At 49.8% G+C, this 20,263-nt stretch carries 18 protein-coding genes and 1 pseudogene; 3 read left to right on the forward strand and 16 right to left on the reverse strand.

The features are described from left to right. Positions 1-85: 85 nt before the first annotated feature. The 7 genes from ABD920_RS01915 to ABD920_RS01945 all read right to left on the reverse strand — a co-directional run bounded on the left by ABD920_RS01915 (position 86) and on the right by ABD920_RS01945 (position 6,611). On the reverse strand, positions 86-1,207 hold the full coding sequence (locus ABD920_RS01915) for an alpha/beta hydrolase (RefSeq protein WP_345156453.1): 1,122 nt from the start codon (positions 1,205-1,207) through the stop codon (positions 86-88). 145 nt (positions 1,208-1,352) lie between these two features. Further along, positions 1,353-2,537 carry an NAD(P)-dependent alcohol dehydrogenase gene (locus tag ABD920_RS01920; protein ID WP_345156454.1) on the reverse strand — a complete coding sequence of 395 codons (1,185 nt, stop codon included), beginning with the start codon at positions 2,535-2,537 and terminating at the stop codon, positions 1,353-1,355. Positions 2,538-2,607: 70 nt separating this feature from the next. After that, on the reverse strand, positions 2,608-3,765 hold the full coding sequence (locus ABD920_RS01925; RefSeq protein ID WP_345156455.1) for an aldo/keto reductase: 1,158 nt from the start codon (positions 3,763-3,765) through the stop codon (positions 2,608-2,610). Positions 3,766-3,829: 64 nt separating this feature from the next. After that, a complete protein-coding gene (locus ABD920_RS01930; RefSeq protein ID WP_345156456.1) occupies positions 3,830-4,339 on the reverse strand; it encodes a cupin domain-containing protein in 510 nt (169 codons plus the stop codon). A 3-nt stretch (positions 4,340-4,342) separates the two neighbouring features. Continuing rightward, positions 4,343-4,798 (reverse strand): cyclophilin-like fold protein, encoded by a 456-nt coding sequence (locus tag ABD920_RS01935; protein WP_345156457.1) that lies wholly within the window; start codon positions 4,796-4,798, stop codon positions 4,343-4,345. Positions 4,799-4,884: 86 nt separating this feature from the next. After that, positions 4,885-5,994, reverse strand: a complete 1,110-nt coding sequence (locus ABD920_RS01940; protein WP_345156458.1) for an alpha/beta hydrolase — start codon at positions 5,992-5,994, stop codon at positions 4,885-4,887. A 47-nt stretch (positions 5,995-6,041) separates the two neighbouring features. Continuing rightward, positions 6,042-6,611: a DapH/DapD/GlmU-related protein gene (locus ABD920_RS01945; RefSeq protein ID WP_345156459.1), complete on the reverse strand. Its 570-nt coding sequence runs from the start codon at positions 6,609-6,611 to the stop codon at positions 6,042-6,044. 111 nt (positions 6,612-6,722) lie between these two features. Between ABD920_RS01945 and ABD920_RS01950 the strand changes: the two genes are divergently transcribed. The 3 genes from ABD920_RS01950 (at position 6,723) to ABD920_RS01960 (ending at position 10,781) form a co-directional block, all read left to right on the forward strand. Continuing rightward, positions 6,723-7,550 carry a helix-turn-helix domain-containing protein gene (locus ABD920_RS01950; protein WP_345156460.1) on the forward strand — a complete coding sequence of 276 codons (828 nt, stop codon included), beginning with the start codon at positions 6,723-6,725 and terminating at the stop codon, positions 7,548-7,550. Positions 7,551-7,901: 351 nt separating this feature from the next. Then, positions 7,902-9,224, forward strand: a complete 1,323-nt coding sequence (locus tag ABD920_RS01955; RefSeq protein WP_345156461.1) for a polysaccharide deacetylase family protein — start codon at positions 7,902-7,904, stop codon at positions 9,222-9,224. 765 nt (positions 9,225-9,989) lie between these two features. Beyond that, the gene (locus ABD920_RS01960; protein WP_345156462.1) at positions 9,990-10,781 is read left to right on the forward strand and encodes a 3-keto-disaccharide hydrolase; all 792 of its coding nucleotides are present in this window, start codon (positions 9,990-9,992) and stop codon (positions 10,779-10,781) included. 157 nt (positions 10,782-10,938) lie between these two features. Here the strand turns inward: ABD920_RS01960 and ABD920_RS01965 are convergent, their stop codons facing one another. The 9 genes and pseudogenes from ABD920_RS01965 to ABD920_RS02005 all read right to left on the reverse strand — a co-directional run bounded on the left by ABD920_RS01965 (position 10,939) and on the right by ABD920_RS02005 (position 20,170). Continuing rightward, positions 10,939-11,664, reverse strand: a complete 726-nt coding sequence (locus tag ABD920_RS01965; RefSeq protein WP_345156463.1) for an IS5 family transposase — start codon at positions 11,662-11,664, stop codon at positions 10,939-10,941. A 178-nt stretch (positions 11,665-11,842) separates the two neighbouring features. Further along, positions 11,843-13,435 (reverse strand): glycoside hydrolase family 43 protein, encoded by a 1,593-nt coding sequence (locus ABD920_RS01970; protein WP_345156464.1) that lies wholly within the window; start codon positions 13,433-13,435, stop codon positions 11,843-11,845. Between the two features lie 87 nt (positions 13,436-13,522). After that, complete coding sequence (locus ABD920_RS01975; protein ID WP_345156465.1) at positions 13,523-14,044, reverse strand: VOC family protein; 522 nt, start codon at positions 14,042-14,044, stop codon at positions 13,523-13,525. 290 nt (positions 14,045-14,334) lie between these two features. Next, positions 14,335-15,165: pseudogene (locus ABD920_RS01980) on the reverse strand (alpha/beta hydrolase); the annotation flags it as partial. Between the two features lie 82 nt (positions 15,166-15,247). Beyond that, positions 15,248-16,378: an alpha/beta hydrolase gene (locus tag ABD920_RS01985; RefSeq protein WP_345156466.1), complete on the reverse strand. Its 1,131-nt coding sequence runs from the start codon at positions 16,376-16,378 to the stop codon at positions 15,248-15,250. Positions 16,379-16,453: 75 nt separating this feature from the next. Next, on the reverse strand, positions 16,454-16,741 hold the full coding sequence (locus ABD920_RS01990; protein ID WP_345156467.1) for a beta-xylosidase family glycoside hydrolase: 288 nt from the start codon (positions 16,739-16,741) through the stop codon (positions 16,454-16,456). A 499-nt stretch (positions 16,742-17,240) separates the two neighbouring features. Continuing rightward, positions 17,241-17,552, reverse strand: a complete 312-nt coding sequence (locus tag ABD920_RS01995) for an AtuA-related protein (protein WP_345156468.1) — start codon at positions 17,550-17,552, stop codon at positions 17,241-17,243. Next, a complete protein-coding gene (locus tag ABD920_RS02000; protein WP_345156469.1) occupies positions 17,549-18,871 on the reverse strand; it encodes an acyclic terpene utilization AtuA family protein in 1,323 nt (440 codons plus the stop codon). Before ABD920_RS02000 ends, ABD920_RS01995 begins: the two co-directional genes overlap by 4 nt. Before the next feature lie 3 nt (positions 18,872-18,874). After that, positions 18,875-20,170 carry a CitMHS family transporter gene (locus ABD920_RS02005; protein ID WP_345156470.1) on the reverse strand — a complete coding sequence of 432 codons (1,296 nt, stop codon included), beginning with the start codon at positions 20,168-20,170 and terminating at the stop codon, positions 18,875-18,877. Positions 20,171-20,263: the final 93 nt, after the last annotated feature.

Here is a 20,263-nt window from a genome sequence, read left to right on the forward strand (position 1 = left end):
ATTCTGTATGATTTGTTTATTTTCTAATTACCAATAACCTTCAACAATAGGATTTTTGTTACCTCTGTGGGTTGCTTAACCGACACTAATCCAGGTGCTTCTTTTTTAAAAATTCAGATAAGTGATTTGCTATTTCAACATTGTTTAAATCAGACATTGGAAAGTGTGTGTTTCCTTTTATTCCAATTTGCGGTAAGTGTACTAATGTTACATCGCCACCGTGACGGTTTACCACATCCCTGAACTGTTTTGCCATAGCAAAAATTGCTCTCCATTGTTCCTGCCCTGGGTTGGTAGATGGTTGATCCGGAATATTATCACCGTAATAAATAAGAATAGGAACTTTTGTGAGTTTGGTAAACTCTGCTAACGGTACAATAGGAGGTGTATCAAAATCACCTCCAGGCTTTAAACCCTGTATTGTTTCCCCTTCAGGAAAAACAAAATCTCCTCCTGGTTCAAAAGAAACAACAGCCTTTATCTTGTCGTTCTTCATTGCCGTAAGCCAACCTGCACCACCGCTATGTGAGTGGGTTATTAAAATGCCTTGCCCTATTTTATCAAACAATGCAGAAACCGCATTGATGTTCGTTTGTGCATCGTATGGTGCTGTGTTGGGCACTCCCTGCCGGTAGAACTGGTTCAACGCCTCAGGGTCTTTTGAAAATTGTACACCAGGATAAAAGTTTGGATAGACGCCAAGCCGGAAAATACCAAACCACAGCTGATCATCCGGGGAGGCTGTAATAGTAAACGGCTTTGTACCTTTTGCTGCCTTACCACGACCTGGCTGGTCAATGAGGTACACCGGAAAGCGGCGGCGAAGAAAAATGTTCTGAAATCCTTCACGACCATTGGGAGTGGTTTGCCAAGTTTTTGCTGACTGTCCCCAGCCATGCCACATCACCAACGGAAGTTTACGGGGATTGGCAGGTATCTGATAGAAAACATAGGCATGGTCACCATGCAGTGTTTGACCTTCCGAAGATTGAGCCGTCGGGTTAAAAGCACCGTCCTTGATTGGGTCGAAAGTACCGGGGTTTGTAATCACTGTACCACCAACTGCAAAGCTGCCCTGTTCTTTAATCTCCAACAGACCATTGCTTCTGCTTTCCTTTATTGACGCACAGGCAGCAAGAAGAATACTGACAGTGATTGACAAAAGAACTAAGTTTATTCTTTGACTTACTTTTTTCGACTTATACATAAATGGCTTTTATAGTTTAGCTGACGCTGTGTTAGTTGGTTATTAACCGTCAATCGTTTCTTGTGACTGTATTGTAAAACGAACACCCTTCACTTCGATAATTGAGAGCGCTTAACTATTCTGATGAAGTTCAACAGCAGTCTGCTTATGAAAATGTTGCTGCATCAATGACATAGCGGTAACGGGCTTCTTTATTCACCACCTTTTCCCAGGCGTCATTTATCTCTGTTGCTTTGATGACTTGAATTTGCGGATAGATTTTATTCTTAGCACAATAGTCCATCACCACCTGGGTTTCAGGAATACCTCCAATCAATGAACCATTGAAATTTACCCGGTTAAATATCATGTTGAAGTTATTGATGGCGAGTGCTCCATTTACCGGCATTCCAACTTGCGTGTAATAGCCATAAGGCTTTACACAATCGATGTAAGGCGACATTTCATAAGCATAAAGAACGGTCGAAACCATATAGTCTAACTTCCCTTTCCACGGTATCAGCTTATCTGCTGCATCTACCACAATCACTTCCTTTGCGCCAAACCCTTCTATGTCGTTTACCTTTGAAGGAGAAGTGGTAAAAGCATACACTTCTGCGCCTTTTGAAACGGCTATTTTAATAGCCATGTGACCTAATCCGCCAATGCCCACAACACCTACCTTGTCACCCTTTTTCACATCGTACTGCATCATCGGAGAATAAGTAGTGATACCTGCACAAAGCAATGGTGCTGCATATTGCAACTCTATATCCTTGGGGATTTTTATGGCAAAGTGTTCGTTCACTACCATATTGCTGGAATAACCTCCTTGTGTTATTCCGGTAGGCGATGAGGCTTCGGGTGCGCCATACGTACCTACGTTTCCTGTTGTCTCGCAATGGTGTTCCTGACCCTTTTTACAGCTTTCGCATTGCATACAACTGTTGACCATGCAACCCACACCCGCTTTATCACCTACTTTAAATTTCTTTACATTTTTTCCAACAGCTGTAACAATGCCTGCTATTTCATGCCCCGGAACTTGCGGGTATTGTTGCTTTCCCCAATGTCCTTTTATGGTATGTATATCTGAATGGCAAATGCCTGAATACTTTATTTCAATTAGAATATCGTTGTCTCCAACCGGTCTGCGTTCAAAGTTCCAGGCTGTTAGTTTTCCATGCTCATCTTTGCCTGCATACCCTTTTGACTTAATGTTGTTACTCGCTGCAGCGGATTGATTTGTTTGAGAAAAAACCGGTAATGTATTAGCAAGCATCAAACCTGCACCAGCCATTGCCGTCTGCTGAATAAACTTTCTTCTTGATGAATGATTATTGCTTTCCATGATTACCTCTTTTATATTCAAATACTTATTTCTTCTTCAGTCACTTTTTGCAAATAAGCATTATAGGAGATTAATATTCTACTCTCGACTGTTGCAATGCGTCATAGCGATCACCCACAACACCGATCTTTTCTATTTTACTTTCAATCTCGTTGATTTCGGCCTGCGTTAATGTGAAGTCAGCAGCTCGTAAATCTTCCTCTAAATGTGAAAGCTTGGTTGTGCCAGGCAAGGGAACTATAAAAGGGTATTTGGAAAGCATCCAACTTAGGCATATTTGAGATGAGGTCATGCCCCTTGTTTTGCCAAACTCATTCAGCGCTTCAACAATTCGAATATTTGATTTTATTGCTTCCGGTTGAAAGCGCGGCCATGCACCCCGAATGTCATTTGTATTCAAATCAGAGTATTCGGTTAATGTTCCACCCAACAAACCACGGCATAGCGGGCTATATGCTACAAAGCCTATCTCCAATTCCTGCAAAGTGGAAAAGATAAAATCTTCGGGCAGCCTGGTCATAAAGGAATACTCACTTTGCACTGCCGTAACAGAGCAAACAGCGTGTGCCCTTCTGATGGTTTCAGCTTTTGCTTCACTTAGACCAAAGTGCAGCACCTTTCCGGCTTTAATAAGATCTTTTACGGTGCCTGCAACATCTTCAATGGGTACGTTGGGATCAACTCGGTGCTGATAGAAAAGATCAATACGGTCTGTCTTAAGGCGTTTGAGTGATTGGTCCACAACTTTCCGAATGTTTTCCGGGCTGCTATCTAAGCCACCGGTGCCGCCGATTTTAAACCCAAACTTGGTGGAGATGGCAACTTGGTTTCGGATGGGAGCAAGTGCTTCTCCAACCAATTCTTCATTTACATACGGACCATAAACTTCGGCAGAATCGAAAAAGTCACAGCCACGATCAGCAGCATCCCGGATCAGTTTGACCATGCTCTTACGGTCGGGATGGATACCACGACCTGTGTGCATCCCCATGCAGCCCATTTGAATCGCTGACACCACAAGCGGGTTCTTCTTAGAACCCAAAGAGCGCTTTTTAGTCAGTATGGTACCCACACCTTTTTTGCTTTCCGGTGGAGCGGTTGCATAACTGTTAACAGGTCCAGCAGCTATCGCACCTATACCCAGCAAAGTTGCTGCTTTTAGAAAGTCCCTCCGCATTCCAGGGGCTGTGTTTTTATGATCAAACAGATTACCAGTATTCTTTTCCATTGCTGATTACTTTTTTGAGACCTATTCCCCATGTCTTGTTGCTGAGCGACTCTGTCAAAGGGGATTATTTTAAATTGCTATATTCTTCATCCGTTACGGCTTCCTTCCATGCTACAATCCCCTTTTCTGTATTGGGAATAACATAAAGTTGCTGTAGTCCTACATCATGGCTTGCCCCGTGCCAGTGTCTTACATTTGGCGGACATTTTACCACATCTCCTTTTTTGATGATTTCAATGGGTTGCCCTTCAATCTGATGATAGCCAATGCCATCCGTAATGATCAGAATCTGTCCAGATGGGTGCGTATGCCAATTACTCCTGGCTCCGGGTTCAAAGTAAACATTACCGGCAACTGTAGTAAGGATAGAATCTGCTTCCACCAGGCTTGTAGGATAAGCATTCCCGGTAAACCATTCCTCCGAACCTTTTTCACCTTTTGGAAAAATGGCGTTCAATTCGTTTTCATTTGTTTTCATATTTTCCTGTTTTGCTTCTGTCTTTGTGTTGCAGGATTGTCCCATAAATAGTAGGACTGTAACTGTTACTATTGCTAATATTTTCATCTCTAACATTTTTTATTTTAATTCAAAAGTTACGTCAACCTTGCCCGAACCCAATGCTTCTGCCAAACCTTCCGGGTCAGTGATCTTTCCGATTCTGGTGTAGTTATAGGAAGTGGAAAATGTTTTATAGAAAAGCACCAATGTATTTGAGCCATACAGCATTAAATCGCCGCTTTGGATGGTGCCGGGATTGGATGCATTGGTTGGCAGATTGTCCGGTAAATCATAGTACTTTTCGTTTCCGTTCAACTCAACCATGTGAATGGTCATGGGCAACTTAGTTTTGAAAGCAGTTGCGGTGGCATTATCATAGAGCGTGGCCGTAAATTCGCTCTGACCAACTATTATTCTTAAGTTCATACTACCACTATTTGGAATGTCTGGCTCAACAAGCTCTTTGTGATTACCATTACAGGCAAACAAGTTGATGCTGATGAGCATTAGAAGGGAAAGGGCACCTATTTTCATATAAAAGGCAATTCAGATTTTGGGGATTTTGAAGAACTAAAGGGAAGTGTTGTTTTAGCACATCCCCTTGACTTTTCACCTATAATTTATTCAACTGCAGCTGTCTTTGCTTTTGCACTGCTCTTGTCAAATTTCAGATTCTCATTGAAGAACGCCGTTAGTTTTTCAAACGGGATTACATCCAGCCTGTCATACAAATCAACGTGGCTGGCGTTCGGGATGATCACCAGCTCCTTCTGTCCGGCTGCTGCCTTGTAAGCATCCTCGCTGAAATAGCGGGAGTGTGCTTTTTCACCGGCAATAAGTAAAACCGGGCGCGGTGAGATTTCCTCGATGTAAGTCAGCAGCGGCATATTCATGAAGGAAAGGGCAGTGGTAGCCGTCCAGGCACCATTTGAATTAACCGAATTGGGATGAAAGCCACGCGGGGTTTTGTAATAATTGAAATAATCCACCACGAACTGGGGTTCGTTGCCCTGCAGCTTTTCAGGCAGGTTATTGGTGGATGGAGCGGGTGTGCCCTTCTCTGCATCTGCCCAACGTTGCTGGCTCATTTGCTCCAGCGTCTTAGTGCGCTGCTCAAGGGTCATTGCATCATTATAGCCCTTTGCCATCACCCGCGACATATCATACATGCTGGTGGTGGCAACGGCTTTGACGCGTTTGTCCACGGCGGCGGCGTTCAGAGCCATGCCAGCCCAACCACAGATTCCGATGATGCCGATGCGGTTCCGGTCAACCGAAGGCTGCAGACCCAGAAAGTCCACCGCCGAGCTGAAATCCTCCGTGTTGATGTCCGGAGAGGCCACATTGCGGGGTTCCCCCCCGCTCTCGCCGGTGTAAGACGGGTCAAAAGCAAGGGCAGCAAAACCACGTTCGGCCATGGTTTGGGCATACAACCCTGAGGACTGTTCTTTCACCGCTCCAAACGGGCCGCTAATGGCAAGGGCCGCCAAAGGCTCACTGCCCCTACTTTTAGGAAGGTATAAATTAGCCGCAATTGTAATTCCATATCGGTTTTTGAAAGTTACTTCCTGGCGGATAACCTTGTCGCTCAATGGAAATGTATAATGCTCTGTTGTATCTTTTTCTTTTACTGTCTTTGCCTTATCGTTTTTTACTCCTGGCTTTGTTTGCGCATAAGCCTGCCCCAAAACCATGAGGGACGCAACTATTAAAACGGTTATTCTTTTCATGTCTCTTTAAGTTTGTTGGTCCGACTTTAGGGTCGAACGGAATGTAACTACTCGATTGATTTGATAAACTTTGCCGGTATGCCGCCCACAACTGCATTATCGGGTACATCTTTTGACACAACTGCACCGGCTGCGACTACAGCATTTTCTCCAACCGTGACCCCTTGTAGAATTACTGCATTTGCACCAATCCAAGCGTTTCGCTTGATATGAATGGGCTTTGGAACAAGCGATTGCCTGTTTCCGGAGGATAGCGGATGGCTTTCTGAAAGCAATTTTACACCGGGCGCCAGCATCACATTATCCTCGATGGTGAGACCCCCCAAGTCCAAAAAGGTGCAGCCAAAGTTGACGAATACATTTTTCCCGATTTTGGTGTTCTTACCGTAATTGATGTATAAGGGCGGGAACAAGGCCGTTGATGCATCGATTTCACTTTCCGTGATCTGCTTTAGGATGCTCCTGATCTCATCCGGGTTGCTGGAATTGTTCAATCTTTGAACCAATTCTATCGTAGCGTAGGATGCTTCCCGCAATCTGCCAATCTGCGGATCATCCGGGCTGATTGTTTCCCCTTGCCTCAATCGTTCAAAAATATCTTTATCGAATTTTTTCATGTTGTATCGTATTGACTTTTACAAAGTTAAAGCAGAATCACTTCTTAATTGTTACACATTATTCGGCAGTAATGTCAAATATCGCCTATCTTAGCAGAAAGCTCAAGTTCAATGTTAATGGAAGCACAGCCGAAAGTCAGTTTATTGGTAATATCGGGTAAAGAAGACTTTCCAGCTCATTTTGAAAAGCTTTACCATACCCATTTATTCTGTCACCGTGGGAGCATCAGGTTTATGTTCAATGACCAGCAGATGGAATGCGGGAGAGGGGAATTTCTGTTTTGGTTTGCCGAGAGCAGGCTTTCAGGTTTGCTGCTTTCAAAAGATTTTAAAGCGACAGCATTGCTGGTGGAGAAGAATTTTTTGAACAGTAACATTCCCGACCAGGGTTGGAGTATCAACGCCCTGTTGCATTCCAGGGTCTATCCGGTAAAAACGCTGCATGACAAAAAAGACAGGCAGAGAATCCTATCGAATTTTGAGTGGCTGAATGATCGCTTTCTGAAAACGGATCATCGCTTTTACGACGAAGCCCTGAACCTGCAGATGCAACTGTTTATTCTCGACATGTGGCATATCTTCGCCAGTGAGTACGAAAGGCGGAAGCACAGTCTGCAAAGCGGAACCCTGTACGAGCGATTCATGCAGCTGGCGCAGGAGCACTGTATGACGGAGCGTGAAGTGCAGTTTTACAGCGATCAATTGAACATCACCTCCAAGTACCTCAACCAGGTTTGCAAAAAATCATCCGGTGTCACGGCTTCCGAATGGATACAGCGCTTCGCCAGGGAGCGCATCATCCTCCTTTTGCAAAACAGAAATCTCACTATTTCCGAGATTGCCGATGAGATGGAATTTAGCAGCCGTTCGTTTTTTACCCGCTATGTGAAAAAATTATTAGGTGCTACACCAAGTGAATACCGAAGCAGATTGGGCTAGATGAGAAACGTTTGCGATAGGTAGGCTTGAACGCAGTGACAAGGGTATTAACCACAGCTTTAATACCTGGCAACGAAGGTGAGTAACGTCAGAGCAGCTAGTTGTTGAACCTAACTTCCGTTATTGAACAAGGAAGGCTTCCCGTAGTGAGGTGCTTTCCTTTTTTGTAGTAGCATGTAAGCCAGGTTATGGGCTTGATGCTTTGGGCTGCCAAAGCCCTGTGAACTATGACAAGAATCGTTAACTTTATATCCTCCAGGCGAAGCTACTGTCCGTCAGTTCCGACACCCCTTTATCTTTCCTGGGGAGAGTAATGGCAGCGTATTTTTGCCCAACCGATATCTTTGAGCCATGATTAATCGATTAGTCTTAGCATCCGCCCTGCTCCTCTGTATCAGTGGCTGTGACCAACGGGAAGAACTTACGGGTCAAACAGTAATTACGAAGTGGCAGCAAGGAAAAAATGCCGCCGTCTCCCTTACCTATGACGATGGCAACATCAACCAGTTCACGCGGGCCCTGCCTATTATGAACCGGCTGCAATTCCCCGCCACTTTCTTCATCATGACCGGGCAAATACCGGGGTCGCAGTACCAGGGCAAGTTTATAGGGCGTCCGGTAAAGGACATTATCGCAGAAACGGCCAATACGCCGACCAACAAGGACAACTTTTTTGAGCGGGCCTCTGCGGCAGGGTTCTTAGGGTACATCGGAACGATGGAGTATCACACCCGGGCCGGCGCCTTGGTTGATGCGGGCAAAGAAGAAGAAGCCTACGCTTTGATGGATGAGTTGTACCGTAAAGTAAGGGAGGGAGCCTTTGCGCCTGGCCTTGAGAGTAAAAATGAAGTGGCGGAAGCCAAAGGAGTAACCTGGGAAGATTTAAGAGCGTACGCGGCCCAGGGCCATGAATTCGCCAGCCATACCATTACCCACCCCAGGCTGGCAGCGTTGGATGAGGCCAACATGCTGTATGAGTTGGAGAAGAGCAGGGAAGACATCCTAAAGCAGCTGGGCCCGGAGCACACTTTCTCAGCCGAAGGGCCCTACGGCACAGAAAATGAGCGGGTGATGGAGTACGCCCTGAAACTCTTCCCCGCCACCCGAAACAGAATGCCGGCGCCCTACCTGGAGGAAATCAACCGGGGAAGCAAAAGCCAGCCTGGTGCCTCTGACAAAGAATACGTGCAATGGCAAAGAGGCGCGCTCACAAGCACACCGCTGCCGCTCATGAAATCCTGGGTGGACACCGTGGCAGCCCATCAAAACCAATGGTTGGTGTTGGTCTTCCACGGGGTGGATGGCGTTGGGTGGGAAGCCCTCCCGAGCACTCTGCTGGACGAGTATTTCAAGTATATTAAAGCGAAAGAGGACAAGCTTTGGGTGGCCACTTTCGGTGATGTGACCAAGTACATCCGGGAAAGAATGAATGCTAAAGTGGAAGTGAGTGAAAACGCGGATAAAATAACGGTAAATCTCAGCCACTCGCTGGATAAGGAAATGTACGACCTGCCCCTCACGCTTAAAACCTACGTGCCGTCAGAGTGGAGCACAGTGAGCGTGACCCAAGGGACGAAGCAGCAGCTTGCCCGGCCGGAAAATGATGCGAATGGGGCTTTTGTTTTGTACCAGGCATTGCCAAATGCCCAGCCGGTGGAACTATCGGGGTCGTAAAGGATTTCTTAACCTTGTTTAAAACTCTATATACCACTTTATGATATGTCTGATGGGTAGATGGAAGGGGTATAATTTATCGGTTCCGCCCCCGATATAATCTCAAGAATTCTGATAGCTTCTCCAAGGTAAGGGGATTTTGGATATACCCTACGGCCGGGTAGTTCTTTGCCTGAGCCATATTCAGGCAGTGTTTGGAGGAGCTAAGCTAAACCACCCTGATGGCGGCAGTACTTAAGTCAGCAGATTTTTGAAGCTCCTCCAAGAACGCATACACATCCATGACCGGCATACGGATGTCCGGTAGAATTAACACTGGGCATTGCTCTCTCTCATACACTTCCCTAAGTACATCGAGAGCTTCCCGGCCATTCCCCGCTATCAGAACATCTGTTTCTACCGCCGCTTTTTTTAAGTAGTCTCCGCGTTATAAAAGTGGCAGTAGGGTTATCGTCTGCCAATAGCCCCTTTCTTATTTCTGATTCCACCATTCCGATTGTTCATATAGTGTAGGCACCTTGTACGGGGATCTCCAACTAAGCCGTTACTCCCATGAAAGGACCAAAAACAGCAAGTGCAATTCCAGCATGTGAGGGCGGTTTCGCCCATAATAAACACTATATTCAGTAGAAATCTGACATAGTTGCACAGTCGAAGCCAAAATTCAAGACTCTTTACCAAATCAGTTTCAGTGAAGCGTGTAAAGTTTATATATTTAAGTCATTTAACTCAATATTAAATATAAAACCTAATCTAAATCATCCAATGAAAACCTCTCCTCTCACCTATCTCCACAAATTTTTCCTTTACCTCCTCCTGGTAAGCTTTATAGGCGCCATCCAAGCCTGCTCTTCCCAGACCGGTGTAGGAACAAAGGCCCCCAATGAGGCGGAAGTCTTCTTTGACGGCTCCCGCGAAATGCTGGACCAGAAGTGGACTTACTGGCAGGGACCCCGGCTGGCCGCCGAAATGCCCATCAAGTGGCAGATCGTGAAAGACCCGGTAGATGGCGGAATGGCCATGAGCAGCAACGACCCGGCTTCGGCGGGAGGTATATATGGAGCCGCCGACATCGTGACGAAGAAAGAATTTCGGGATTTTAGGGCCCACGTGGAGTTCCTGATCCCCGAGGCGGGCGGCAACAGCGGCGTCTACCTTCAGAACCGCTATGAGATCCAGGTGCTCGATGGCGACACCACCTCGCACGGCATGGCCGCCATCATCAACGAAACTCCCTCCCCCTACCACGCTTACAACGGCCTCGGCAAGTGGAACGCCTATGACATCATTTTCCGGGCGGCTCGTTTCGAGAGCGGAAAGAAGATAGAGCCAGCCATGGCAACAGTGTACTTCAACGGCCAGAAGGTGCACACTAACCAACCCATCAGCCAGGTGTGGGGCGGGCCAAACTCCGGCATCGACGGCGGCAACGACGGCGGCAAAGGAATCACGGACACCCCGGGCGGCCTAAAGCTGCAGGCCGAGGGTCACAATGTCCTGTACCGCAACATCTGGATCCAAGAGCTGGACCTGCAGGAGCCGAACACCGATATTTAGAGGTTGTGGTCTATAATGTATGGTTACGGTAATAGAATACTAATTTCCTAGCGTTATAGTGCTTCTACTCCTTTTATCTTTAAATCTTGTTTAAATTTTAATTAGCTGATAATCAATTTAACCTGTTTAATATAATTTGGCAGTTATGACACAGCACCTAGCTTTCGGCGCTTCGGGGTGTTTTTTCATGGTCCTTATCGAGCCTTCTGAAGAAGTTGAACATGCCGAAAGCCCGCTCGGTGACCCATCTCCACTTGACCGGCACAACGCCCTCTGTGCCTGGTGGCTTGGAGCTTATCTCCAGCTCCACCCCCAGCAGGTTCTCGCTCACCCACTCCATGAACACCTGCTCATAGGCCGCATCGGCCAGGATCTTCTCCATCCGGTGCAGGTAGCCTCTGAGCGGGGCCACCACCCGCTGGGCCAGCACCCCGTCGGCCTTGTTGGTACTGTGCACCACCACGCCCCAGACCAGGCCCAGCGTGTCGGTGACCGCGTGCCGCTTCCTCCCGTTGACCTTCTTGTTGCCGTCCACGCCCGTTTCCTCAGACACAAAAGGAGCCACTTTAACAGACTGTGAGTCAATGCTCAGCAGGCTCGGCGAGGCTTCTTTGCCCTGCCTGTCGCGCTCCCTGATGTTGAGCGTGAGGTTGAGGCTCTCCAGCGTGCCGTCCGCCTGCCACTTGTCGAAGTAGTAATACTCCAGTTGCCATTTAGGGAACAGCCCCTCCGGCAGGTTGCGCCACTGCCCGCCCACCCGGAGCATGTAAAAAATAGCGTCCACGATAACCCGCAGCGAGTGTTTGCGTTTTCTCTCTATAGGCAACGATTGTGAAACCACTTCCCATTGCGAGTCAGTAAGTCTCTTGTACTGAGATTCCATAAGCTTAAATTTTTGGTCACTTTTAACTTACGGGCTCACTCGCTCTTTTTTTACTCCTGATTAAAATTTAAACATGCTCTTATTCATGTTTCAGAGGAGCAGGAAAAGTATAGTCAAACTAATTCATTTCTTTCCTTCCTGGCAAATGCGCTCCGCATCATTATCATCCGCCTTGCTATTACTCTGCTGCCTGTGCTTTACTTTTGTTAGAGATTTGGTCATTGATGTGGAAATAGTCGAAGTCCACATAGCCGCCAGGTGCTTTAGTGGCATAGTTGAACAGCCCGAAACGATACCCCATAAAGTGGGGTATCGTGTAGGCCATCTTCAACTGTGAACCTATCTTCTTCCAGGTTTTGCCATCCAGGCTATAATAGAAAGTGGCCACATCCCTGCAATCATTGAAATCTCCCTCGGCTTTCAGGTATACCTTATTCTGTTTGAGCGGGACGCTTTCTGCTAGCACCGGGCTGCCTGATTCGGCATTGAGCATCACAATGGATTTAGTACCATGCTCATATTTGACTCCAACCAGGCCATACTGTTGCTGCAAAAGGGCAAGACCGGCAAAATCCCCCTCCTTCATATTGGACACGTCGATGGCGGTCGAACCAGCGCTTTCAGGCCCGATGGTTCGTTGGGTCAAGGTATTTCTGGCCTGCAAAAAGTCATTGCCTACCCGCCCGGTTTTCAACCTCAGATAACCTTTCCGCTGGGTAACCGACCAAAGTCCATGAACTGGATTGTGGTTCCACTGCCACACTAAGGGCAGTACAGGCTCTCCTTTCTTGCGCGTAAACTCATCGGATGCCACAATACCAGGTATCAAGCCTCCGCTGGCCGGGAGGTCCAAATGGGCAGGGACCTTGCCATCCACCCCCAGCACAGGCCAGCCATCCTCCCATTTTACCGGAACCAGGTACGGGATGCGTCCGACCGCGCCGTAATCGCGGAACAGGTAAGCGTACCAATCGCCATAGGGGGTATCGATCAGCCCTCCCTGCGCCACGCCTTTATCCTGTAAGGCCACTTTGCCTTCGTAAGGGCCTGTTATCTTCTCGGCCCGGTGCACGATCACGGTGCGCATGCCGCCCTTGGGCCATGCGATGTTGAACAGATGGTACTTCCCGTTCACCTTAAAAAGCTGGGAACCTTCGGCAGGCAGCCCTACATTAGGCCCGGCAGGTGCCGTTGCATTCTCTATGAGCACCCTTTCTGTACCAGGCTTTATTCCTGAAAGATCCTCCTTCAACTCTACCATTTTCAACTGTCCGCCGCCCCAGATCATGTAAGTACGGCCATCATCATCGAAAAATAAGGTATGGTCATGCAGGGACGGCTCGAAAGAGGTAACTTCCCAGGGGCCGTTCTCTATGTCCTTTGTCGAATAAATGTAGGTTTTTCCGGTAGTTTGGGCGAAGGTGGTCACATAGTAGGTGCCGTTATGAAACCGCAGGCTGCTGGCCCAGGAGCCCTTTCCGTAGGCGCTCTCCCCGTTGGCCAGGTTCAACGCGTCCACGTCAGCCAGCGTGTCGTAGGCATAGTTCACGAGCTCCCAGTTCACCAGGTCCTTGGACTTCATGATGGGTAGCCCGGGGCTCATGTGCATGGTGGTGCTGCTCATGTAGTACGTGCCGCCCACACGGATCATGGCCATGTCGGGCACATCGGCAAAAACAATCGGGTTCTCTGCCCCCTGGCCCGGGGAGGGTAAGGACAGGGAGAGACAGACAGCTGTAAGCACAACGTGTCGAATAAGGCTTCTTATCATCAGCATAAATTTTTCCTGTATACAAAGCCACCGGCCCTAAACCCCTTTAGCGGGAGACCAAAGGGGGCCTAGGGCCGGTTTACTTCATTACTCCATTGGCCCGATCAATTCTATGAAGTTCCCGTCAGGGTCCTGCACGAGCAAAAACTGTAGGTCTCCGTTCAAAGGGGTGGGCGTGCTTCCCAGGAAGGCGACATTTCTTTGCCTCAGCCTTTCGATGGCCGGCTTCAGCGCCTTCACATGAAGGGTGATGTACTGCATGCCTACATCATCCTGTATAAAGCGCTGCTTAGGGTGCGTCGCTTTTTTGCCAAAGCTCATGAGCTTCCATTCAGTAGCTGCGGGGCTGTCCTCAAGCTTCAGGACGGTGACCGAAGCGGGCACGCCGCCGGTCAGGCCGGAGCGTTTCGTGAACTCCTCGTTTAAATCGAAGCTGCCGGTTTTCACCATGCCGATTCCGTTTAGGTAGAAGTCTAACGATCGCTCTAAATCCGAAACGACCACGCCCACCCCAATCACCTTGCTGCTGAAGCCGGATTGCGCCTGAGAGACAAAGGCCATCAACAAGGCGACAGCCAGGAAAGAAAACTTGCATAAATGTTTTTTCATGAGAGTTGATATGTAAAAGGTTCAAAAAACGTTATAAATGACGAATTTCATCTTCCCTGCCCCCGCGTTTGCCTAGGGCAGGGACTGAAGCGGCGGGAGCAGCAGCGCCGGCTACACAAGAAGAGAGCCTTCCTCAGGGACAAAAAGAGCGGAGGTGATGGGAGATCGGGTGCCTGCGTTCGGTGACACTTCCCGGCCATTTTCCGTTGATGGCAATCATTCCCTGCACACCCTGCCACCTAGGTGCATCAACCCGAAAAACGGCTCATTCTGAATGTATGTCCCTATCGCCTGAACAGCAACTGGGAAAACAGGTACAAGTCGTTCTTCCACACCTTGAAGTCGTGCCCGCCTGGCTCCACCAAAAAAATATGGTCCACGCCGTTGCTTTCCAGGTAATCGTGCGTGCGTTTACTGAACCCCATCAGGCGATCCTCACTGCCACAGGAAATCCACAGCAACCGTAGTTTCTTTTTTGCTTCTTCCGGGTCGGGGAGCAGTTTCTCCGGCTCCCTGGTATTAGGCGCGGACGAAAAGCCCCCCACCCAGGCGAAGGTGTCCAGGTTGCCCAATCCGAAGTTCAGGGACTGGCCGCCTCCCATGGACAAACCGGCGATAGCGCGGCTTTCCCGGCTTTTGTGGACAGGGTAGCTTTTTTCAATATAGGGGATAAGGTCCCTGAGCAGGTCTTTCTCAAACGTCGCGAACGCCTGCACCTTCACGCTATCAAAGACATTTCCCGTTGCCCGGTCGTCTTTCATGGCCCGGCCATTGGGCAGCACGACAATCATCGGCTCGACCTTGCCTTGCGCATATAAATTATCCAGAATTACCTGAGGCTGCCCGCCTTTCAGCCATTCTTTTTCGTCACCTCCAATACCGTGCAGCAGGTACAGCACCGGGTATTTTTTTCTTTTGGAAAAACCGGGAGGGGTGTAAACTAACGCCCGGCGTTCGGTGCCGACCGTTTTGGAATCATATGTAATGGTATCTATTTTGCCATGGGCTATATGGGGCTGCACCACATCGAAACCTTCGGGGGCCTCTTTTTCAATACCCTGTGCCCTGGTAACCACATTAATCAGCGTAAAAACTGCGAGTAGTATATATAACTGTTTCATATTCTGCTATTTATTAACCTTTATCAGGGGCAATTGGAAAATGAGGGATTGACGCGCTGACCTATTGCTGGCCTGTGTTGCGTTAGTTCCTGAAGAGCAGTGGGGCAAGTTCCCGGAGGCTTCTACGCCAGGTTTGAAACTCGTGTGCGGTACCCTCCGAAACATATGAAACGGCATGGAAGCCGGCTGCCTTGAGGTCCGTGGCGGCTTTTCTGACCCTATCCGGATTTTCCTTGCTGCCGCTGCTCAGGAAAATGAGTTTGACTTTGGACCGATCCTTTATTTCCTCCGGCGTATAGACGCCGCCGCTCATCAGCCCATAGTAACCGAAAACACCGGGCTTGTTAAGTGTGATCGCGTGTGTTTCAAACCCACCCATCGAAAGGCCGGCCATGGCACGGTTAGACGGATTGGCCAGTGTGCGGAAGTTGGCGTCAATATAAGGGATCAGTTCATCTACCAGCACGGTTTGAAAGGGCTCGATTTTGAAACTTCTCAAGCCGCCGGGCGCGCCTGGCTTGATAACGTTGGTCATGCCGTAGTTCATGACAATAATAAAGGGCTTTACCTTGCCTTCGGCAATCATGTTATCCATGATCAGATTGGCGCGGCCCTGGTTACTCCAGGCGGTTTCATCTTCGCCCCAGCCATGCTGCAGGTACAATACAGGGTACTTGGTTTTTGTGTTCTTCTCGTAGCCCGGTGGCGTGTAAACAAAGGCACGGCGTGAGGTATTTGTGCTCCTGGAAGGGAACAGCACTTGCTGCACATGGCCATGCGGCACATCTTTCAGCGCGTAAAAGTCCTGGTCGTGGGCGGGGATCTCGATGCCGCTCTCCCAGCGGGTCGAGCCATAGTAATTCAATGTGCCGGGGTCGTTGAATTTTCCGCCGTCCACGGTAAGGTGGTAATAATGAAAGCCTTCATCCATCGGCCCGGCGGTGGTGCCGGTGAAGAAGCCGTCTGCCGATTTAGTCAGCCGCGTTCCACCTCTTCCACCCAGACCCAGGCTCACCCTGACGCTGTCGGCTTGCGGCGCCTCTATCCGAAACCGCGCATACCCCTGCGAATTGACCTGCGGGTACTCCTGTCCCGGCTGATTCAAAACGGAAGGCTTGAAATCCTCCGCTACGGCAGGCGGGTTCGCTTGCGCTAACGCAACACCGCTGGTTAAGATAGCGGCAAACAGGGTTGCTAAAAACATTGTTTTCATTGACTTCTGCTTTAAGGTGAAAGATTTTAATTTCATCAACCAGGTAAGTATTATCGGAGCGGGATAAGGGTCCTGCTAAGGGTGGAAACCATTGGCGGAGGTGGCATACAAGACGGTCAGGGCTCCCGTGAAGTCGCCCGCCACGTTGGTGGAGAGAATGTCCCCAGAGACAGTCCCGCCGATGTTCTTGAAAGGCTGGTTACTGGTAACATAATTGAACCTGTAGCCGTCTCCCTGCGCCGCCACCTGCAGCTGCACAGGCTTGCGGGCATCTATTTTCTCGCTAGCCACAATGGAGGTCGCGCCTTTCTCGGTTCTGGCCAGCACCAGATAGCTGTCGGGGACTTTTTTTGTTATGCCCAATCCATAATGAATATCCCTTTGAATACGGTCACCGCCCCGGTAACTGAACCGGGTGAAAACCGGGGCATCCCTTTGAAACGGTGGTGCTACCCTGCTTATAACTGTAGAAAGCACACTTTTAAACTTAAGCAAAATCCTGCACATGGCAAGCAACAAACGCTAAAATTTTACCATATGCCTCCTTCAGCTCCCTGGGAGGCCCTGCCCTCGCCAGGTGGCCTGCATTACCGTGGGCAATGGCCTTGCTTTCATATCATGGGTAGTGAGATGTTCTGCCCTGCCCCTTACCCTAGGCGAATAAGGAGCGAAGCAAACAACTCTGCGCAAGTTTCATAACGAAGATTATGTCAATACAGGTCTACACTATGCGCAAAAGGTGGCCCAGCTCGCTTTGTAGGCTTACCTTGGCAAATCAAGGTGAAAGAGAGACAGAACTGTCTGTATCTAGAAGAGCACCTCCCCTTCAAGCTTTTGTGGCAACGTCAGCTTTCCATATCCCTCAAACTTCTATCTCCATCTCCAGCAAAGCGTAGCTCAGGGTTTTGCCGTGCGTGTCCATGGCGAGGGAAGTCGTAACACCCCCTGTTAAGGCCTGCTGGCACACAAAAAGCAGGGCCGGCAGGTTGGGCAACTCGTAGCGGGACACTTTCCCGGCCACTATCTTACATAGGTGCTTTTTTACCGCCTCGGCCGTCACCTGAGACAGCAGTAGCGGGTAGTCTTCTTCCTTGTATGGAATGAGTGACAAGGTCAGGGTATTGCCTTTGTCCCCTGCCCGGCTGTGGGCAATGTCATATAGCTTCTTCTTCATGATCTGAAAAGGGTAACAGCTGGCGTAACTTTCTCCCGGGGCATGAGCACTGAGACAATGCCGACCACCTCGTGCAGGTATTTCCGGGCGCCTCCTCCGCCTGCCGGGCCGTTGGTGTAAAGAGCCTCAACTTCCTCCCCTACCAAGGCTGCCTGAGCGGCCGTGGCGGCCTTCCCTGCTAGCCGTAGCCTGATCTCGTAAGGCTCCGGATAATGACCAAAGACGGTGCGGTGCGCAGAGGTACATCCGATATAGTCCATACGCAAATCCTGGAGCTTTCCCTCCAGTCGCTGCCGTATCGTTTCACCCGCCAGTTGTGCCCTTGCCAGTGCGTTGGTGCCTGCGTAAGAGATCTCTCCCTCCCCGATGTAACCCGCCTGGTAACCCACACTGACCTTCAGCGTGCCGGGCCTGGTACGTCCGCGCCCTCCTGTTGCCAGCACCTGGTCAGTACCTACTTCCTGCAAGCGTACCTGGGTGAAGTCTGCCACCACATCCGGGGTGAAATACTGGCTGGGGTCCATCACCTCATACAGCAGTTGCTCTTTAACAGTAGCCAGATTGAGGATGCCTCCTGTACCGGCAACTTTGCCAAACAGTGCGTTGCCATCCGAAGAAACATCCACAAAGGGGTGTCCCAAATTAGCCATATCGGGCACGTCCTTTCTGCCCGGATCAGCGAAGTATCCCCCGCACAACTGCCCGGCGCATTCCATCAAGTGGCCGATGACGGTCGCCTGTCCCACCTGCTCAAAGTTCTCCAGGGACCAGCCGAACTCATGCACCAAAGGAGACACAACCAGGGAAGGATCGGCCACCCGCCCTGTGATGATCACGTCTGCACCGGTAGCCAAAGCAGGTAAAATGGCATCCGTCCCCATATATGCATTCGCAGAAACCAGCTGACCGGAAGCACGGAGAGGCTGGCCCGTTTCAAGGGCTACTTCCTCCCCGGTCAGCTGCGACAGAACATCGTCTCCTGTCACGGCTGATACCGTAACGTTCAGGTGTAGCTTCTTCGCGATCCGGCATACTGCCTCTGCCGCGGCCACAGGGTTGGCAGCGCCCATGTTTGTGATGAGCCGCACCTTGTTTTTCTTCAGGACCGGCAATAGCGCCTCCATCCTACGCTCCAGCAATGGATCATAGCCTTTGGTTGGATCCTGCCTTTTCCGCTTTTGGGCAAGGGCAATGGTGCGCTCGGCCAGGCACTCCAGCACGAGGTAGTCCAGTTTCCCCTTTTCGGCCAGCACGACGGCCGGTTCGAGGCGGTCGCCGGAAAAGCCGGCCCCGCAGCCAATTCTAATTTTATTTTTCATGCTTCAGAAGGAAATCACGCCTAGCATCAATGAAACGAACAGCATAACCAGCGTGACCAGAAAAGCCAGCGGTATCGTCTTCCGCTGATGGTCCGCCAGGTCTACGCCGGTCAAGCCGACAAGTAAAAAAGTTGCCCCGGTTAAGGGACTCACAGGGAAGCCTGTCGTCATTTGGCCCAGCAGGGCAGCCCGGCCGACCTCAATCGCAGTACCATTGAAATGCGTGGCGGTCGCTCCTAATAGAGGCAACACACCAAAATAGAAAGAGTCCGGATCAAACAGCAGGCTGGCAGGCATTGAAAGCAAACCTGTGATGAAGGCCAGGTGGTTCCCGACGGAAGCGGGAATGACATCCACCGCTGCGGCGGCCATCGCATCGATCATACCAGAACCCTGCAGGATACCTGTGAAGCAGCCTGCGGCAAACAGGATGCTGGCCATCAGCAGGGCAGCTTTGGCATGTGCATCCACCCGCTCCCGCTGTTCAGCCAGCCTCGGGTAATTTACCGAAATGGCAACCGTGAAGGCTACCATGAAAATAATATGCGGCGGAGCCAGCGCAGAAATCAGCATCACGATAGATATGACAATGAGCAGAAGGTTAAACCAAAGCAGCCTCGGCCGTGCCAGTTTGTTAGGCTTTAGCGCTGCCTCCAGTCCTGCTTCTATGCCTGGCCTAACCGGCACGGTCATCCGCTTTGTTTCTTTCATTCCCATCCAGTAGGAAATCCCCAGTACCGTTGCCAGACCGCACAGGACCGGGATGAGCATGGGGTTGAAAAGCTGTGTAACAGGCACCTCTAGCGCAGTGGCGGCCCGAATGGTAGGTCCTCCCCAGGGCACTATATTCATGGTACCAGCCGCCAGGGCCACTATGGTAGCCAGCGTGGTTCTGCGCATGCCCAGGGCATCGTAAAGCGGCAGCATAGCCGGAACGGTGACCAGAAAAGTAACGGCGCCGGAACCATCCAGGTGCACGATCATAGCCAGTATGGCTGTAACAAGCGTAATGCGGGGTGGATGATCTCCGGCCGCTTTCAGCAGGCGGGAGATGACAGGATCAAAAGTGCCGGCATCCATCAGCACCCCAAAGAACAGGATAGCGAAGATAAACATGACGGCGGTAGGCGCAATGGCTTTGATGCCCTCCGTCATAAAGTCCACGACCTCGGTTGTAAAGCCTGCCAGAAGTGCCATCACGATCGGCACTAAAATCAAGGCTACCACCGGCGAGGTGGTTCGGGTCATCACCAACACGAGAAGGAGTAGAATGGTCAAAAGCCCGAGAAGTGCAAGCATAAGGTGACGTGGGTTTTATAGTAGGGATTAAGTTTGAAGTTCCAGACCGTCCTCCTCAGCAGGGGGTGTTTTACGCAGCTGGCTGATATCCCT

Source organism: Pontibacter saemangeumensis (assembly GCF_039541895.1).
Taxonomy (GTDB): domain Bacteria; phylum Bacteroidota; class Bacteroidia; order Cytophagales; family Hymenobacteraceae; genus Pontibacter; species Pontibacter saemangeumensis.

Excerpts from the sequence above, each read along its gene's own strand:
- ABD920_RS01975 (WP_345156465.1), bottom strand. The coding sequence starts at position 14,044 with ATGAAAAAACATTTATGCAAGTTTTCTTTCCTGGCTGTCGCCTTGTTG.
- ABD920_RS01995 (WP_345156468.1), bottom strand. The coding sequence starts at position 17,552 with ATGAAGAAGAAGCTATATGACATTGCCCACAGCCGGGCAGGGGACAAA.
- ABD920_RS01920 (WP_345156454.1), bottom strand. The coding sequence starts at position 2,537 with ATGGAAAGCAATAATCATTCATCAAGAAGAAAGTTTATTCAGCAGACG.
- ABD920_RS01915 (WP_345156453.1), bottom strand. The coding sequence starts at position 1,207 with ATGTATAAGTCGAAAAAAGTAAGTCAAAGAATAAACTTAGTTCTTTTG.
- ABD920_RS01935 (WP_345156457.1), bottom strand. The coding sequence starts at position 4,798 with ATGAAAATAGGTGCCCTTTCCCTTCTAATGCTCATCAGCATCAACTTG.
- ABD920_RS01950 (WP_345156460.1), top strand. The coding sequence starts at position 6,723 with ATGTTAATGGAAGCACAGCCGAAAGTCAGTTTATTGGTAATATCGGGT.
- ABD920_RS01930 (WP_345156456.1), bottom strand. The coding sequence starts at position 4,339 with ATGTTAGAGATGAAAATATTAGCAATAGTAACAGTTACAGTCCTACTA.
- ABD920_RS01985 (WP_345156466.1), bottom strand. The coding sequence starts at position 16,378 with ATGAAAACAATGTTTTTAGCAACCCTGTTTGCCGCTATCTTAACCAGC.
- ABD920_RS01970 (WP_345156464.1), bottom strand. The coding sequence starts at position 13,435 with ATGATAAGAAGCCTTATTCGACACGTTGTGCTTACAGCTGTCTGTCTC.
- ABD920_RS02005 (WP_345156470.1), bottom strand. The coding sequence starts at position 20,170 with ATGCTTGCACTTCTCGGGCTTTTGACCATTCTACTCCTTCTCGTGTTG.
- ABD920_RS01940 (WP_345156458.1), bottom strand. The coding sequence starts at position 5,994 with ATGAAAAGAATAACCGTTTTAATAGTTGCGTCCCTCATGGTTTTGGGG.
- ABD920_RS01945 (WP_345156459.1), bottom strand. The coding sequence starts at position 6,611 with ATGAAAAAATTCGATAAAGATATTTTTGAACGATTGAGGCAAGGGGAA.
- ABD920_RS02000 (WP_345156469.1), bottom strand. The coding sequence starts at position 18,871 with ATGAAAAATAAAATTAGAATTGGCTGCGGGGCCGGCTTTTCCGGCGAC.
- ABD920_RS01955 (WP_345156461.1), top strand. The coding sequence starts at position 7,902 with ATGATTAATCGATTAGTCTTAGCATCCGCCCTGCTCCTCTGTATCAGT.
- ABD920_RS01925 (WP_345156455.1), bottom strand. The coding sequence starts at position 3,765 with ATGGAAAAGAATACTGGTAATCTGTTTGATCATAAAAACACAGCCCCT.
- ABD920_RS01965 (WP_345156463.1), bottom strand. The coding sequence starts at position 11,664 with ATGGAATCTCAGTACAAGAGACTTACTGACTCGCAATGGGAAGTGGTT.
- ABD920_RS01960 (WP_345156462.1), top strand. The coding sequence starts at position 9,990 with ATGAAAACCTCTCCTCTCACCTATCTCCACAAATTTTTCCTTTACCTC.